The following is a 16,563-nucleotide window of genomic DNA, read 5'->3' as shown; positions in this document are numbered from 1 at the left end:
AAGTTCATAAGCGTTTTGCATAAAGGAAACTTTTATGGACTTTTGTTTGTTAATTGTCGAAAATGATCATTCTTGTCGTCCCGTATTTGCTGGTGCTGTCGGTTGCGCTTTTGATTGGTTTGGGCGTGGTATGGTGGTTTTACCGTCAATTGTCTAAATCTAAAGCTGAAATACAAGCATTGGGTGCCAAGCTTGAGGGCCAGAAAACGATGGTAGCTGAGGTGTTGGCAGATCCGTTTAAGTATAAGCTTGACCCACACCTGCTTAAAAATGCGTTAAATGCGATACAATCCCATGCCTATCAGAGTTATTATGCGCTGGATAAACTTTCTAATATATTGGATTATATCCTTTATGAATCAGATACCCGATTTGTCCCGTTGAAAGACGAAATTGCCTTTGCCCAAAATCTTATTGAGATAAATCGGTTAAAAATAAGCCCCCTGTTTGACCTCCATGTGCGGAAAAAAATAGGTGAGGAGTTCGCGGATTTGCCTATAGCTCCATTTGTCACCATCAACCCCATTGAGAATGCTTTTAAACATGCCGACGTACAAAGTGAACACTCATTTATCTCTGTGGTTTTCGAGGTCCGGGACAACCGATTCTTATTGTCTGTTTCCAATAAGATACAACCAAAGACGATGCAAAACAACAGCCATCGGGGCGGTTTGGGAAATAAGGCATTCATCAGTCGATTGGATCAAATTTATGGGCAGGACTATCGCTTGCAAACGGAAACGGATGGTGATGTGTATCAAGTAAAACTTGAAATTAAACTTCATGCAGACCGTTAGGTGTATATTGGTGGATGACGAATTTCCGGCGCTGGGCTATCTGCAAACGCTTTGCAGGCAGTTGCCGTATGTCGAAGTGATCAAGTCATACAATAATCCCTTAAAATTTCTGAACGAACGCCATTCGCTTGATTTCGATGTTTGCATTCTCGATATCACCATGCCGGGCATTAGTGGTGTGCAACTCGCCCGGCAACTTCGGGATAAGGCCATCATCTTTTCTACGGCTTATAAGGAGTATGCCGCTGAAGCGTTTGATTTGGATGTGGTGGATTATATTCGTAAGCCCTATCAGCTTGGCCGCCTTGAAAAAGCTTTTTTGAAAGCAAAAGACTGGCTTTCGGCAAAGCAACTGCAGTCAAATACCTATTTGGAGTTGAACACCAATAGGGGTAAAGCCCGAATAAATTCCAACGAAATCGCCTTCGTGACGGTAGCTGAAAATGATCGCAGGGACAAATCCATCTTATTGAAAGATGGCCGGTACGTGCTGGCGAAGAATATCACGTTTGACCACCTTGCCCATGCCCTCCCCGCTCGCGCTTTTTGCCGAATCAACAGGAAAACACTTGTTGCATTGGATACGATATCCAGCTATACCGGACAATGGGTCTATTGCATATCCCCACTATCGGAGGCGCCTGTTCAATTTTCGATATCGGAGCAATACCGCGAAGATTTTAAGTCCAAGTTGTCAAGCTGACGGGTACAAAAGTTGCACTTTTTGGTACAAAAAGTAAGACATACGGCCTATAATCCGCTTGAAATCCCGTATAATTGGAGTCCGCACAATCAATCAAATTGCTGCAAGAAAATGAAATTAAGAAATTCGCTTTTTTATTTGATCGTCATAGGAGGTGGTATAGGTATCGGCTTTTGGATCGTTTCGCAAGGAAAACTGTTGGAAAAGCGTGCCTTGATACCGGATAACATCAACTCCGCATCGTCATGGCAGCACTTTCAAGATGCTATTAATGCGAACCTCGTTTATCCTCTTTCTACCTTATTGTTGCAAATTATCACGATTATACTGGTTGCCCGTGTCTTCGGCTTGCTCTTCCGGAAGATAGGCCAACCATCGGTTATCGGTGAGATTGTAGCCGGCATCGTGCTGGGGCCTTCGTTATTAGGGCATTATTTTCCTGAGTTTGCCGCGTTCCTTTTTCCTGCTGGTTCTTTGCCAAATCTCGGGGTGATGAGCCAGATGGGACTCATCCTCTTCATGTTTGTCGTGGGGATGGAGCTTGATCTTAAGCTGTTGAAAAACCAAGCTCATGAGGCCGTGGTGATTAGCCACGCAAGTATCGTATTTCCTTTTGCTTTAGGCATGGGCTTGGCATATTTTATCTATCAGCAAACAGCGCCCCCCGAGGTGTCCTTTCTTTCTTACGCCTTGTTCATTGGCATATCGATGAGTATTACCGCTTTCCCGGTCTTGGCCCGGATTGTCCAAGAGCGGGGAATGACGAAGACAAAACTGGGGTCAATTGTCATCACCTGTGCTGCTGCTGATGACATTACTGCCTGGTGTATACTTGCTGCCGTCATTGCGGTAGTAAAAGCTGGATCCTTGGCCAGTGCTGGTTACACCATTCTTTTTGCTGTGGCCTATGTCATCCTGATGTTGCGGTTTGTAGCCCCGTTTCTCCAACGTATCGGTGAGCTTCATGCTACGAAGGAGCGATTAAGTAAGCCGGTCGTGGGGCTGTTTTTTGTGACGCTGCTATTATCGGCGTGGACTACGGAAATCATCGGCATACACGCATTGTTCGGTGCGTTTATGGCGGGTGTCATCATGCCGGTCAATGTCAATTTTAGAAACATCTTTATTGAAAAAGTAGAAGATGTTGCTCAAGTGCTTCTATTGCCGCTATTTTTTGTTTTTACGGGACTACGTACGCAGATTGGTCTCCTGAATGAGCCAGGGCTTTGGCAACTTTGTTTGATAGTCATTGTCGTTGCCGTTACGGGCAAATTTGTGGGTAGTGCTGTTGCTGCACGTTTTGTCGGCCAAAGCTGGCACAATAGCCTTACCATTGGCGCACTGATGAATACCCGTGGTCTAATGGAATTGGTGGCACTCAATATCGGCTATGACCTTGGGGTGCTTACTCCCGAGATGTTTGCGATTCTGGTATTGATGGCTTTGGTGACGACCTTTATGACAGGCCCATCGCTTGACCTAATCAACCGTTTTCTGAAACCAGCGGAAGCACAGGCATTATTGACAAAAAAAGACAAGTACAACATCTTGATCTCGTTTGGTAGCCCCTATACGGGTACGTTGTTGCTGCGGATCGCTCATATGCTTACGCGCAAATCCAAAGGCAATTCTACGGTGACAGCCCTCCATCTGTCACTCGGCAACGAGCTGAACCAATTTAATTCAGTGGAATACGAGCGGGAAAGTTTTGCTTTGCTTGAAGAAGAAGGGAGCAAACTGCGGCAGCCTTTTACACCGATTTTCAAACCTACCGACGATATAGACGATGATATCGCAGAAGTGTCGAACACGGATGATTATGATCTATTGCTTGTAGGCGTGGGCCGGTCGGTTTTTGAAGGAACAGTGCTGGGGCGTATCTTGGGATTTACCAGTAAAGTGATCAATCCTGAACGGATATATGAAACCATCACGGGGAAAGACAATTTGTTCGCTGCTGGATATTTTGACGAACGTACGAAAAACATGATACGGACGGTGCAAATACCCTTGGGGATTCTTATCGATAAAGGACTGGAGGAAACATGCCAAAGCATCGTTGTTCCGGTATATTCCATAAGCGATAGCTTCTTGCTGGTTTATATCCAGAAATTTATCCAAAACAGCGGCATACATATTACGCTGTTGGATGTAAATGATGCGATAAAAAATACATTGGAATTTAAAGAAGCCGTACGGGCAATAGACCATGCCGCCCCTAACCATGTTAATTTGGTACATGAAACAGCAATTGAGACCATCCAGTGGAAATCATTTGACTTGGTGCTGGTTAGTCTTTCGGCTTGGAAGCAGCTTGTGCATGATAAACAACGATGGCTTAAGGATACGCCGTCTACATTGGTATTGAAACCATAAGATGCAAAACTAAACTTGGTATAGGTATTAAATTAAAAAGGAGAAGCGTTATGGAAACATTAAAATTTGAAACCGCCGTGGGAGCCTCCTCCCAGTTAGCTGAACTTTCGCACATCATGGACAGTATCCCTAATATTATTGATTGGTGTATCGATCGCTTTACAAATTACGTACTGTTATCCGTTAAAGGCATCAACATCAGGGCTACCGATATCATTAATACACTTGATGGCCATGGTATCCATGCCACGCAATTGTATGAGGAATAACCCCATGTTGCATTAGATGAAGAATGAGATAAAGACAGGGGGCACCTCCTCACTTGAGGAGGTGCCCCCTGTCTTTATCTCCGTCCCCCACTTGAAATGTGATTTCCGAAGAAGATACTATTAATCAACAAACGGTCGGTACCATACCAGTACTTTCGGTAGGTAGGGTCGTCTGAAAAAAGGACGACGCTTCCCTGGCCAGCGGAAGATGCCAAAATGTAGGCTTTATCCCGGAAGGGATCCAAAATCTGCTTGGAAATGTACCCATTTACCCAAGGTTCGCTGTCAAATTGTGCCACCGTTGAAAATCTGTCGGCACTGGGCAATAGGATGGTGCTGCCGTCAATATTGACAAATAGCTTACGCTTTTGGAGACCAAACGCTACAGGGTGCGTAATGTCGATGTCGGCTGAAAAGATATTGCCGCTTAATCGGTCTGGTGCGGTGGCTTCTGATCGCGTTGCATAGTCCAATCTTCCGGTCTGTGGATCCCGTCCGCGAGTAGTATCCCGGTACACTTTCTCGCGTACAATACCATTGGCAATGGCCCATTCGGCTGCGGTTTGGAATGCGATAAGCGTGCCGCCGTTATTGACCCATGATTTGATGCGTTCGGTCGTCTCCTTGTCCCATAAGCCGTTATAGGAGCCGCCCGTAAGGATCAAGGTCGTATACTTGCTGAGGTTAGCCCTGGGAATGTTTGTCGGGTCGATTTTTACCACAGGTAATTTGAGGTGCTCATTAAGCAGGTACCACACCTGGCCAGCTTGCGCCGAATTGATGCCCTGACCAAGTACCAGCGCGACATGAGGTTTTTGAAGCGTTTGTATATTGTTGCTTCCCAAGTCAATCCCTTCTACATTGAACCCTGTAGAAACGCTGTAAAACTTCAGCCCGGCTTCGCTGGCGACTGCCGTGATGGCACGATATAAGGAATCGCCGTTAAAGGTCTGCCCGGCCACTGGAATGACCAACGAGCCGTATCCAAAGCTTATAGGGCCCTCTGCCGTGGATGACGTAAACGGTTTGAAGGCCGCTTTGACAAAGACGCCTTTTTCCAGCAGTGCATAGAGTGCCCTGGGAGCAGTATACTCTGTCCAACCCAGCAGGTAGGCGTAATTGGACTTATCACCAACGACCGCCCCTGGTATTGTTTTGACGTTGCTGACACGATTCCCGGGGCTAACAGCACTTGCCGATTTGGCATATTTCAATCCATACGCGTGGATGATGGAATAAGAGGTGCTTCCATAAAAAACGCTATCCTGTATCGGCGGTGTTTCTTCAAAGATCGAATGCACCAGACGGAATTGAGGTTGCACAGCAGGAACGACATATGCCGAACCCTGCTTGAATGACTTGCCATCGATGGTTTGGTCGCTGCCAAGCTCAAATACCGTAATACGGTGACGCAAAAGTAGGTCTACCAGCTTCTGTGTAAGGGATTCGTCATGCTCATCACCAAATATATACGATTTGGTTTTATGTGCCCGGGCTTCATCCAACGCTGTGCGGAAGAAATCCTTTTGCAAGTTGAATAATCCGGCTTTTTCGGCTATTGCGCCTTTGACGGTAGCCAGCCCGGTAAGTAGTTGATTCCGCACGGTAAACCGAAATTCTAACAATCCATTTGCGGTTTCCTGCAACAAGCCACGCGAACTGCCCTGTTCAAACGTTGCGCCTACGGCACCATGGAAATCAGGATAGGTAGAACCATAAATCGGAGAGAAATTGTCAAAGACTTCCTTGGTAAAGTAAAGGGAGCCTATGCCATCTAGCGCTTCAACATGGTATTTAGCCAGCACGGTATTAAAGTCATAGGAAGATTTCGGAATCAGTGGGCTTTCAGAGCTTTTCGGCGTGGGCTCGAAGTAGTATGTGCTTCCACCACCCATTTCATGAAAATCGATATGCACATTGGGATACCACTGATGGAAGAAGTCGATTTTCGGCTGGGTTTCAATTTGGGTGATGCTAAGCCAGTCGCGGTTCAAATCGGTAAAATAGTGATTTGTTCGGCCACCGGGGAATTGCTCCAAGTGTTCCTTATCCAGGGGGTCGGCTACCGGGGGCGTAGATTTATAAGCATTGTGCCAATTGGCCGTGCGGTCGCGCCCATCTGGATTTTGGGCAATATCAATAAGTATCACGGCTTCGTCAAGCCATTTCTGGGCTTCTTGGTCTTGGCTGGCAACCAAGTAGTAGGCGGTAAGCAAAGAAGCCTCGCCACTGGAGGTTTCAGCGCCATGTACGCTGTAATCAAGCAACACGACGACGGGTGATGTACTTGCGTCGAGCTGCGGTGCTTGGGGATCTACCTGTCTAATGTGTTCCTGTCGGATTTCTTCCAAACGTCCGTGGTTGGCGGCAGACGTAATCGTCGCAACCGCCAATGGACGTCCCTCGTAAGATTGGCCGATGATGTTGACGCTAATTTTATCCGACAGGCGATCGAGCTCCTGGAAATAGGCGATTATTCGGTCGTGGCGTGTATAATGCGAACCAATGGGATAGCCCAAGAATGTCTCGGGGGAAGGAATGGAAGGGTCAAACTGGGCCTTCGGAAAATAGTAGGTGTTTTGGGCAACCACATCCGTGGCTGCAAAACTAATGATGAGTAGCTGTAATAGTATGGTTTTTAGATGCTTCATGATGATTTTTTACAGTTTGCAATATAACAATTTCATCTTATCTATTACCGCTTCCGCCACCGAAGAATATCGCATTGGTCAATATCCTGCCCGGAGCAAGCCAATAGCCACGGAATGTGGGCGATTCGCCAAAGATCACGATAGAACCTCGTCCACGGGTTGCTGAAGCTATCACCACGTTATCCGTTAATTCCGATAATGCTTCGGGAGTAGCGTATCCATTGACTAATTCGCCTGTAGTAGTTTTTAGCACCACGTTGCTGGAGCCCGTTTGACGCAAGCCCGAGGTGCTGTTTTTTAGCGTATAAAAGTCTTTGGACGTAAATCCGTAGGCCAGTGGATGCGATAGGTTCAATTCCGCGTGGACAATGATGCCATTGAGCCGAGAGCCGCCGTTGCCACCCAATCCTCCACGCCCGCGTTGAGCGGTAGTGGAAGCCGCGGCATCCGTCGTGTCAGCAGTTGATGTACCCCGCTGATTGCCGCGCCCACCTCCGGCGGGAGCAGGGGTGGCCAACGAAGAAGCCCACTGAGCGGCTCCACTCAATGCGATCAGTGTTCCGCCATTCTCCACCCAATCGGTAAGCCGCCTGCTCAATTCAGGTGACAATTGCCCTCCGCTTAGGATAATCGATGTGTAGTTAGATAAATCTACACGTTCGGCAGATTGGGGTGTAATTTTGACCAATGGAATATGGTGGGTATTGCCAAGCAATGCCCACAGTTCGCCTATGCTCGTCCAGTTGCCGCCAGTAATGGCTGCCACAGCGGGCTTCTTCAATACGCGGATGTTATTGCTTCCGAGGTCTATGCCAGCCACGCTGAATCCATCGCTGATTGCATACACGGTGACATTCGCCAGCTTGGCAGCTTCGTTCAATAACGTGTACAACTCGTCTGACGAAAGGCTTTGGTAGGCCACAGGGATGACGATCGAGCCGGCAACGAAGCTTTTGTCGCCTACACTCGTTTTGCTGGTGAAAGGACGTTGCGCCACGCGGGCTTTCACCCCGTGATCCTGCAAATAGTAGAGTGCTTTTGGAGTGAGGTAATCGAAATAATCAAACGCATACGCCAGTTCGGAACGGGCGGTGACCGATCCGGCTACGGCGGGTACCTGTGTTAGCTGAGGGCCTTCTTTCACAGCCGTTTTCACCTTGACGAAGGGTATGCCATAACCGTGAACCGTGCTCCATGCCGAAATATCGTAGAAGGTCGTCGTATCTGAAAAGCCGTTGGTCTCGTTTTCCTCAAAGATGGATTGTAGCACGCGGAACTGCGGCTGGCGGAGCGGTACCACATAGGCGCTACCGGCCTCAAAGGTCTTGTCATCCTGCGAAAATGAAGCCGTCAGTTCGTATACATCGATGTGGTGCTGAAGCAGATGTTCCAAGAAGAGGTTGTTCAAGCTTTTATCCGTTTTGCTGCCAAACACGATGTATTTAGTAGCAAGCTTATCGGCCTGTGTCAGTGCACTTTTGAAGAACTCCTGCTGATGTTTCAGAAACGTGTCTTTTTCATCGGTAGCAGCACGTACAGCTGCGATGCTGATAAGAAAATTATCTCTTAAGTTTTTGGAAAAGGGGCGCAATCCGGCGGCGGTTTCAATCACCACACCAGAAGTAGACCCCACCTCTAACGTGGTGCCCACGCCCCCTTGATAATCGGGATAGGTAGAACCATAGATGGGCGATAGGTTGGTGAAACTTTCCTTGGTATAATACAACGACCCGATGCTGTTAAGGGATGCCGAGAAATGCTTCGCTAAAATAGCGTTCAGTACTTCATAATTGCTTTTCGGAAGGATTTTGTTCCATGTGGTGAGTGGCGAAGGTTCGAAATAATACGTACTACTGCTTCCCATTTCATGGAAGTCCAAATAGACATTGGGATACCATTTGTGGTAGAAAGCAACTCGGTTTCGGCTCTCAATCTGTGCGAGGGCAAGCCAGTCTCGATTGAGATCGTTCCAAAAGTGATTGCCCCGATGGGGGGTCACGCCGCTTCCGTGTTCTACATCGGCAGGGTCAGCGATAGGGGGCCAAGAGTGGAAACCGTTGATGTAGTTGGCTGCCCGTTCCCGTCCATCGGGATTCTGAGAAGGTTCAATCAATACGACGGCGTCGTTCAGACGGCGGACGATATCGGGGTCTTCGGAAGCCACCAAGTAATAAGCCACGAGCACGGAAGCATCGGTGCCTGCTATCTCACCACCATGCACGTTGTAGGCAAGTTCGACGATGACTTTTTGACCGCTGGTAGCTACTGACGCACTCGGATCTGCCAGTTTAATATGCTCCTGACGGATATTTTCCAGGTTGCGCTGGTTGTCCGGCGAAGTAACAAACAATTTCACCTGTTCGCGATCTTCCCATGATTTGCCAAATACTTGCAAGGAAGCCCTGTCTGACTTGTCAGCAAGCAACTTGAAATACTCCACCACTTTGTCGTAGCGTACCAATGCGGTACCGATGCGGAAACCAAAAAATGATTCGGGCGTTGGAATGTCGGGATTCAGCGATCCGCGACCGCCAAAGTAATACTCGTCCTGCGCATGGACGTGTGCCACTGCGAGCAGTGACACAAAAAAAAGAACGATACTTCTTTTCATCTTGATGATTGATTTAAATTTTTAGTGAGTCTGCTTGTTCTTAAATGCCGTTTTTAATAGCCAGGGTTATTTTCTCCGCCAAGGTCCGGGTCAGCAAGCACGTCTGCCTGTGGGATCGGGAACAGCCAGAAATTTCTACTAACACCCAGTTCGGTCTCGGCCTGTTCGGTACGCACGAGGTCGTACCAACGGTCAGCTTCGAAGGCAAATTCCAGTCGCCGTTCATCCCATATGGCTTGTAGGATGGCGGCCCTATCGATATTGCCTGTGGGGAACAACTCGGCATCTGCACGGCTGCGCACTGCGTTGAGGTCGGCAATGGCACCGGCATAATCTGGCGTTGCTTTCCTCACCCGCGCTTCAGCACGTATTAAGTACAGATCGGCAATGCGAATTACGTAGGCCGGATTGATATTAGGTGAGGTCGTATGATACAGATTCCCGTAGGTGTCGCTGCCACGGGTAGCTATAAGCGCATTTCTGCCGCCGCCTTTCGCTGGATCATTCAGCAAGGTGATGATTTCGTTGGTGGGACGGTACTCATAGGAGCCACGGGGCGTTCCCGATGCCAGGAACCATGGACTTCCGGAAGTACCCGAATTGTTGGTGGTTGCTGAAATCTCGAAGACGGATTCTTTGGTCAGGAATGGTGCCTGGAAAAAAGCATTGTAAGGCTTCACCAATTCATACTTCGGGTTATTGATGACCGCTGTGGCTTCGGTTTCCGCTTGATCAAACTGTTGGGTATAGAGGTATACCTTGGCACGGAAGGCGCGCACGATAGCGCGTTGCACAAGATTGCGCGTGGTGTTGTCGTCGTCAGGCAGCAACTGTTCGGCAGTATTCAGGTCGGCCAGCACCTGGGCATAAGTCTCCGCCTGTGTACTGCGGGGGATATTGCCGAGCGAACTCAGATCAGTAGTGGGGTTCAGCTGCAACTGGACGCCCCCCCAGCTCCGCCCGAGGCTGAAATAGGCAAAGGCGCGGATAAAATGCGCTTCTCCCACCAGCTTATTCTGTTCGCCGGCAGCAAAGGACTCGTCCGTCACTTTTGGTATTTCTGAAATTGCCCAGTTGGTCGTATTAATTAGTGAATAGTTGGATCGGTATGCATCCACGATGGCCGAATTGGTGACCGTAAAGGCGTTGTTATCCAGTTCTAAATATTGGCTCAGGCTGCCTCCAAAAAACACATTATCGGCTGGGATGACTGCCAGGATAATGGCAGGACTTATCGTATAGCTTTTTAACCTGGAATAAGCAGCATTCACCAACGCGCGGGATGTTTTAGCATCATAAACGGCGTTGTCTGCTAATAACGAATTCGTGGGTTTCAAATCCAAAAATGACTCACAGGCACCAAATCCGATGACGGATAGGACAAACAGGGCGCGTATGATGTATTGATTCAAAGTGGTTTTCATCGATCTATCCTATTTATAAGGTGAGATTTAATATAAATTCATAAGTACGGGGCTGGGGTACCGTAGCCCAATCATATCCCGCTGTGTTCTGGTTTGTGCTTTGCGCACTTACTTCGGGATCGAGCCCTTTGTAATTTGTCCACGTCCACAGGTTGGTTGCCGAAAACGTAGCCTTTATGCGGTTGAGACCCAGCCGCGAGGTGAACGCTTGGGGCAATGTGTAATTCAGGGCCACATTTCGCAGCCGCAGGAACGAGCCATCGTCCAGGTAACGGCTACTGATGCTGGCCACTTGGCCCGTATAATTGTTTGCAGGCGAATTGTTCTGCTCCGGATTCAACGTGTACTTGGTCATCTTGGGGATGTCAGTGACGTCGCCCGGTTGGCGCCAGCGGTCAAGTTGGCGGGAGGTGAAACCGATGCCGTTTTGCGTGCCGCCATGTACCAAGAAGAAGTCGTGCATGTTCATGATTTGATTTCCCTGGGTGAAGTAGAAGAACACATACAGCTCAAAGCCTTTATAGGTTGCCGTGTTTGTGAGTCCACCCGTAAAATTGGGTTGGGCATTACCTACGATTTGTCGGTCGGCGTAGGTGATTATACCGTTTCCGTCTACATCCTCATACACCGCATTCCCCGTTTGCGGATCCACATACAGTTGCTTGTAGAGGAAAAAGGAATTAACGGGATAACCTTCCCGCAGGATGGAAGTGCCTCGGTTGCTTGCACCCATCGTCTGCTCCTGCGGGATTCGCTCTATCTTATTGCGGTTGGCGGATATGTTGAAATCGGTGGTCCAGCGGAAATCCTGCGTTTGTAGATTGATGGACTGAATGGTCAATTCTACTCCTCTGTTGCTGATTTCGCTGTAGTTGCGTACGGCGGTACTGTATCCGCTGCGAGAAGGCACCGTCACGTCCTGAAGGCCCTTGGTGGTATATTTCTCGTACACGTCAACGGTCACATTCAACCTGTTTCTCAGCAAACCAACATCCAAGCCAACATTCGTTTGCCGGGTAGTCTCCCACGTCAGGTCCGGATTGGCGAGTCTGCCCGGGGAAAGGCTGGGCTGATCCAAATAAGACTGTGCGCTGGTAGACCAGATAGCCAGGGCGTCGTAGTTGCCAATGCCATTCTGGTTGCCCGAGTAACCATACGTGGCACGTAGTTTCAACGCATCAAATACCTGCAGGTCCTGTATGAACGTTTCTTGCCCGGCGTTCCAGATGAAACCGCCAGCGGGGAAGTAACCCCAACGTACGTTTTTGCCAAAGCGGGACGATCCGTCGGCCCGGAAATTGAACTCAACGGAATACCTGTCGTCATACGTATACCCGCCGCTGCCAAAGAAGGAAACCAGGCGGTTTTCGTTCCTTTCAGATCCCCCGGATGTGGTACCGCCAGACGACACTTCCCGTAACGAATCAAATATATAGTTGCTCCCATTGGCATTCACACCCTGCAATTGCCGTACGTTTACCGTGTTCCCCAAGAGGATATTGACGTTGTGCTTCTCGGAAAAGTTTTTCACGTAGGTGAGCAACTGTTCGGCGGTATAAATCTGGATCAGATCGTTCTCCGCACTTGCCGACCCGTTGTTGGTCAGAGCGAAGTCAGCGAAACTCCGGGAACCGTTGCTGGTGTAATCAAAGCTTCCACTGGTACGGAATTTCAATTCGGGCAGGAAAGCATATTCACCATAGAGATTGACCGTGTTGCGCCAAGTCACATAATTATTGTCCAGGTGCTCAATTAATCTGAGGTGATTGTTGAAGGTAGCATGACTGAGGTAATTGCCATTAGCGTCGAAAACGGGCAGAAATGAGCGTGGAAAAATAGCCGCGTTGATGATGCCGCCGGGATCGTTGTCGCTATTACGTACGTTACTGCGTCCGGTGCGCGTCACGTTGTAGCTCGTGCCCACCTTCAGGCGCGAGGTCACATTGTTGTCATAATTGACGCGGCCCGAAAACCGCTGAAAGGTGTTGGGCTTCACAATGGATTCCTGATTTGCATAACCGAGACCAATGTAGTGGTTGCTGGTCGCGGTTCCGCCAGACAAGGACAGCTGATAGTCGGTAGTGCTGGCCGTTTGGAACAGATCACTGATGCGGTCGTAGGTGGCCAGGTTGGCGATGTTGTCGCGACTGAAGTCGGGCGTACCGCCAGCCGTTGTGAACGGATATACGATGTCCCAATTGGTAGGTCTTTCCCTGAGAATGTAATCTTCCAGACTTTCCCCATTTTCGGCCGCGGTATTGATCCATGCCTCGTTAAGCAGTTCGCCCGTTTCCGGTCCGGTAGTGGCCTTGAATTTATTGACAGCATTCGATACTCCGTGTTTGGCGGATACGTTAATGCGCGAAGCAGCATTCCGCTGTCCGCGCTTGGTAGTAATCACCACCACACCATTGGCACCTTGTGAGCCATAAATGGCTGTAGCATTAGCGTCTTTCAATAGTGTAATGGTTTCAATATCAGCTGGGTTTATGTCGGCCAGCGGGTTGGATAACAGGTTTCCGCCACCGCCCGTTACCGGTAAGCTGGTGTTGAGGAATACCCCGTCCACGACGTACAGCGGATTTACGCTTCCACCGATGGAGTTATTACCACGTACCACAAAACTAACGCCCCCGCCTGGGTTACCCGATGTGGACGTAATTTGCACCCCGGCAGCTTTTCCCTGCAAAAGTTTGAGGGGGTCTTGGTCGGCTTGTTGGGTATTCGCTTCACTGAATGATACCGTGGCAATGGCACCACTGACGTTCTTGCGTTGCTGGGTGGTATATCCTGTGATGACCACTTCTTCCAGGTAGCTTAAGTCTTCACTCAGATTGACCACTACAGGTTTCGAGGCGTCTTGAACGTATACTTCCTGTTGTTTATAGCCCACAAAAGAGATCCTCAGCCTCGCGGGAAGCTGCTGTATCCTAATGGAAAATTGGCCTTCAGCATTGGTCACAACGCCGTTATTTGTGCCGGCCTGTGCTACGGAAACTCCGAGGATTGGTGTTCCTTTACTGGCATCCAACACCGTACCAGTGATGGCGCTTTGCGCATAAATAAGCGTCAATGAACCGAACAGCAACCCTGCTGTTAGCAAAAACGTCTTTTTAAACGTGCGATGTATCTCGCTAAAATTAATTGACATTTTATTAAAGTTTGTGAATATGGATGATTTCTACCTCTCCGTCATTATTTTTAGGCAGAAGCAAATACGATGAAAATAAAAAGTAGGGTGAACCGTGTTGTCAGTGACAACAACACATGCACATTCGTGCGGGGATGGAGAGTAGGTAGGTAAGGGATTGGTGTCGTATGGCAGTAAATGTCTTTGGCAACTCGCTCGGTAGGATATCACAATCCTTGGCGAGTGAAAATTTAATGTAATTGAATTGGTTCATGAAAAGATACTATTAAAGAGTAAAAGATTACCGAAAGTCTGTAACGATTCTTGTACGTTTAGCTCGGTTCAAAAGTAAACGATTGCTTATTCCCGTTAAACCCATAAATGCTGCCTATTGTAGGTAGTTTTTTTGCGTATTGAATGCACGTAGCTGTTTAAATTCTTACTATTGCACGTGTTATAAAAATGACGTAAAATCCTTAATACACATAGTATAGTGTTTAAGTAGTTAAAAGGATGTCGTACCTTTGCTTATATCCCATACTGCATAATAAGAATTTAGAAAATATGAACCCTTTAGTTATTTCACATGAGCATCCCGATTGGTTTAAACCACTCTTTGCCGAATTACAACGACGTAACATTCCTTATCAAACCATTAACCCCACGCAACATCATTTTGCGTTGGAAGAACCTTCGCCCGGATTTGAAGTCTTTTTCAATCGTATGAGCCCATCTGCTTACCTCCGTGATGGTGTGCAGGGGATGTTTTACACATTAAATTACTTGAAGCACCTCGAAAATCACGGTGTGAGGGTCATCAATGGTTATCAGGCTTTTACTTACGAGACATCAAAGGCCCTCCAACTGGTGCTTTTGCAACAATTGGGTATCAAGTATCCCAAATCGCGACTGGTCAACCATAGTTCCCAAGTTGAAGCAGCAGCGGAAGGGCTACGTTTTCCCATCGTTGTGAAGGCCAACATTGGGGGGAGTGGTGCTGGAATTGAAAAATTCGATACCATCGAAGAGGTAAGGCATGCCGTTGAAAACAACCTGCTGGACTTTGGCGTAGACCATACCGCATTGGTTCAAGAGTTTATTCCTGCGCGAGGCGGGTACATCACACGGGTGGAAACGCTTGGTGGAAAATATTTGTATGCCATACGGGTTTATATCACCGGGGAGAGCTTCAACCTCTGCCCCGCTGATATCTGCCAGACCACTGCCGGACAAGAACTGGTACGTAACGCATGCGCATTGGATGCCCCAAAAAATGGTTTGAAGGTAGAGGCATTTACGCCTAGTGATGACGTTATCAAAACGATTGAAACCATCGCACAGCGTAGCGGTATCGATGTGGGCGGCATTGAGTACATCATTGATGATCGGGATGGGGAAATTCTTTACTATGACGTGAATGCGTTATCCAACTTTGTTGCTGATGCCGTGAACGTCATTGGTTTTGACCCGCATCAGAAATTGGTCGATTTTATTGAGCGCTGCATGGAAGGAGCGTTAGTGCAATGAGATACGGGTATTGGTTGCCGGTTTTTGGTGGTTGGCTGCGGAATGTGGAAGATGAAGGCATGCAAGCTACTTGGGCGTATGCTAAACGGTTGGCATTACGCGCGGAAGCGATTGGCTTTGATTTGACATTGGTAGCCGAATTGAACCTAAATGACATCAAAGGAGAGGAGGCCCCATCGTTGGATGCCTGGTCAACAGCCGCTGCCCTTGCTGCCGTAACCGACAAACAGGAAATCATGGTGGCGGTACGGCCGACATTCCACAACCCTGCTTTGTTGGCCAAACAGGCGGCTAACATCGATCACATCAGTAGCGGGCGAATATCGTTAAACTTGGTATCATCCTGGTGGAAGGATGAGGCTGAAAAATACGGGGTGCATTTCGAAGAGCATGACAACCGTTATGCACGGTCTACGGAATGGCTGGAGGTATTGGACAATGTGTGGAAAAGCGACCATTATAGCTTTACGGGCAATTACTATCAGGTAAATGACAATGTGCTGCAGCCCAAGCCACTTTCTGCGCCGCGCCCCCCTATCTACGCTGGAGGTGAATCCGAAGCGGCTAAAGATATGATTTCATCGCTGTGCGATGGCTACGTCATGCATGGCGACTCGCCTGAGATCATCGGCAAACGTATTGCCGACATGCGTGAAAGACGTGATAAAAAGGGGTTACCCCCATTACAATTTGGCGTTGCGGCATACAGCATTGTACGGCCCACTGAACAGGAAGTCAAGCGGGAATTGGAACGTATTACGATCATCAAAGAAGGAAATCCCGGCTATAAAAATTACCAGCAATGGCTGGCCGGTACACAATTGGAGCAACAATTGTCTTTACAGGATTATGCAGTGTCCAATCGGGGACTACGGAGCGGACTCGTTGGCACTCCTGCTCAAGTGCAGGACAGGATTGCCGAATTTGAGCGGGTGGGCGTGGATTTCTTTCTTTTGCAGTGCAGTCCGCAGCTGGAGGAGATGGAGCGGTTTGCTGAGGCTGTTATCGGCAAGGTAGCTGTTTCTGCAAATTAAGGCATTGAAAAAAATCAGGTAAAAAAGGGAAAGACACGCTG

The 16,563-nt window shown here is 48.3% G+C and carries 10 protein-coding genes; 6 read left to right on the top strand and 4 right to left on the bottom strand.

Annotated features, from left to right (window positions below):
• Positions 1-62 precede the first annotated feature (62 nt).
• The 4 genes from BMW65_RS03780 (at position 63) to BMW65_RS03765 (ending at position 4,145) form a co-directional block, all read left to right on the top strand.
• On the top strand, positions 63-797 hold the full coding sequence (locus tag BMW65_RS03780) for a sensor histidine kinase (RefSeq protein ID WP_218145334.1): 735 nt from the start codon (positions 63-65) through the stop codon (positions 795-797).
• Entirely contained in the window at positions 784-1,500 is a 717-nt protein-coding gene (locus BMW65_RS03775; RefSeq protein ID WP_090602844.1) for a LytR/AlgR family response regulator transcription factor, read from the top strand. Before BMW65_RS03780 ends, BMW65_RS03775 begins: the two co-directional genes overlap by 14 nt.
• A gap of 111 nt (positions 1,501-1,611) precedes the next feature.
• On the top strand, positions 1,612-3,876 hold the full coding sequence (locus tag BMW65_RS03770; RefSeq protein WP_090602842.1) for a cation:proton antiporter: 2,265 nt from the start codon (positions 1,612-1,614) through the stop codon (positions 3,874-3,876).
• A gap of 50 nt (positions 3,877-3,926) precedes the next feature.
• The gene (locus tag BMW65_RS03765; RefSeq protein WP_090602841.1) at positions 3,927-4,145 is read left to right on the top strand and encodes a hypothetical protein; all 219 of its coding nucleotides are present in this window, start codon (positions 3,927-3,929) and stop codon (positions 4,143-4,145) included.
• 74 nt (positions 4,146-4,219) lie between these two features.
• Here BMW65_RS03765 and BMW65_RS03760 read toward each other — a convergent pair whose 3' ends face one another.
• From BMW65_RS03760 to BMW65_RS03745, 4 genes are read right to left on the bottom strand one after another with little or no spacing between them, the layout of a single operon-like run.
• Positions 4,220-6,796, bottom strand: a complete 2,577-nt coding sequence (locus tag BMW65_RS03760) for a M14 family zinc carboxypeptidase (protein ID WP_090602839.1) — start codon at positions 6,794-6,796, stop codon at positions 4,220-4,222.
• Between the two features lie 37 nt (positions 6,797-6,833).
• A complete protein-coding gene (locus BMW65_RS03755) occupies positions 6,834-9,407 on the bottom strand; it encodes a M14 family metallopeptidase (protein ID WP_090602838.1) in 2,574 nt (857 codons plus the stop codon).
• 53 nt (positions 9,408-9,460) lie between these two features.
• Complete coding sequence (locus BMW65_RS03750; protein ID WP_090602837.1) at positions 9,461-10,831, bottom strand: RagB/SusD family nutrient uptake outer membrane protein; 1,371 nt, start codon at positions 10,829-10,831, stop codon at positions 9,461-9,463.
• A gap of 13 nt (positions 10,832-10,844) precedes the next feature.
• Positions 10,845-13,982 carry a SusC/RagA family TonB-linked outer membrane protein gene (locus BMW65_RS03745; protein ID WP_090602835.1) on the bottom strand — a complete coding sequence of 1,046 codons (3,138 nt, stop codon included), beginning with the start codon at positions 13,980-13,982 and terminating at the stop codon, positions 10,845-10,847.
• Between the two features lie 543 nt (positions 13,983-14,525).
• Between BMW65_RS03745 and BMW65_RS03740 the strand changes: the two genes are divergently transcribed.
• Both BMW65_RS03740 and BMW65_RS03735 read left to right on the top strand, forming a co-directional pair.
• The gene (locus BMW65_RS03740; RefSeq protein ID WP_218145333.1) at positions 14,526-15,488 is read left to right on the top strand and encodes an ATP-grasp domain-containing protein; all 963 of its coding nucleotides are present in this window, start codon (positions 14,526-14,528) and stop codon (positions 15,486-15,488) included.
• Positions 15,485-16,522: an LLM class flavin-dependent oxidoreductase gene (locus BMW65_RS03735; protein ID WP_090602831.1), complete on the top strand. Its 1,038-nt coding sequence runs from the start codon at positions 15,485-15,487 to the stop codon at positions 16,520-16,522. Before BMW65_RS03740 ends, BMW65_RS03735 begins: the two co-directional genes overlap by 4 nt.
• Positions 16,523-16,563: the final 41 nt, after the last annotated feature.

Origin of the sequence: Parapedobacter koreensis, assembly GCF_900109365.1 — a bacterium.
Taxonomy (GTDB): Bacteria; Bacteroidota; Bacteroidia; order Sphingobacteriales; family Sphingobacteriaceae; genus Parapedobacter; species Parapedobacter koreensis.
This window is presented reverse-complemented; position numbering and strand designations above follow the sequence as displayed.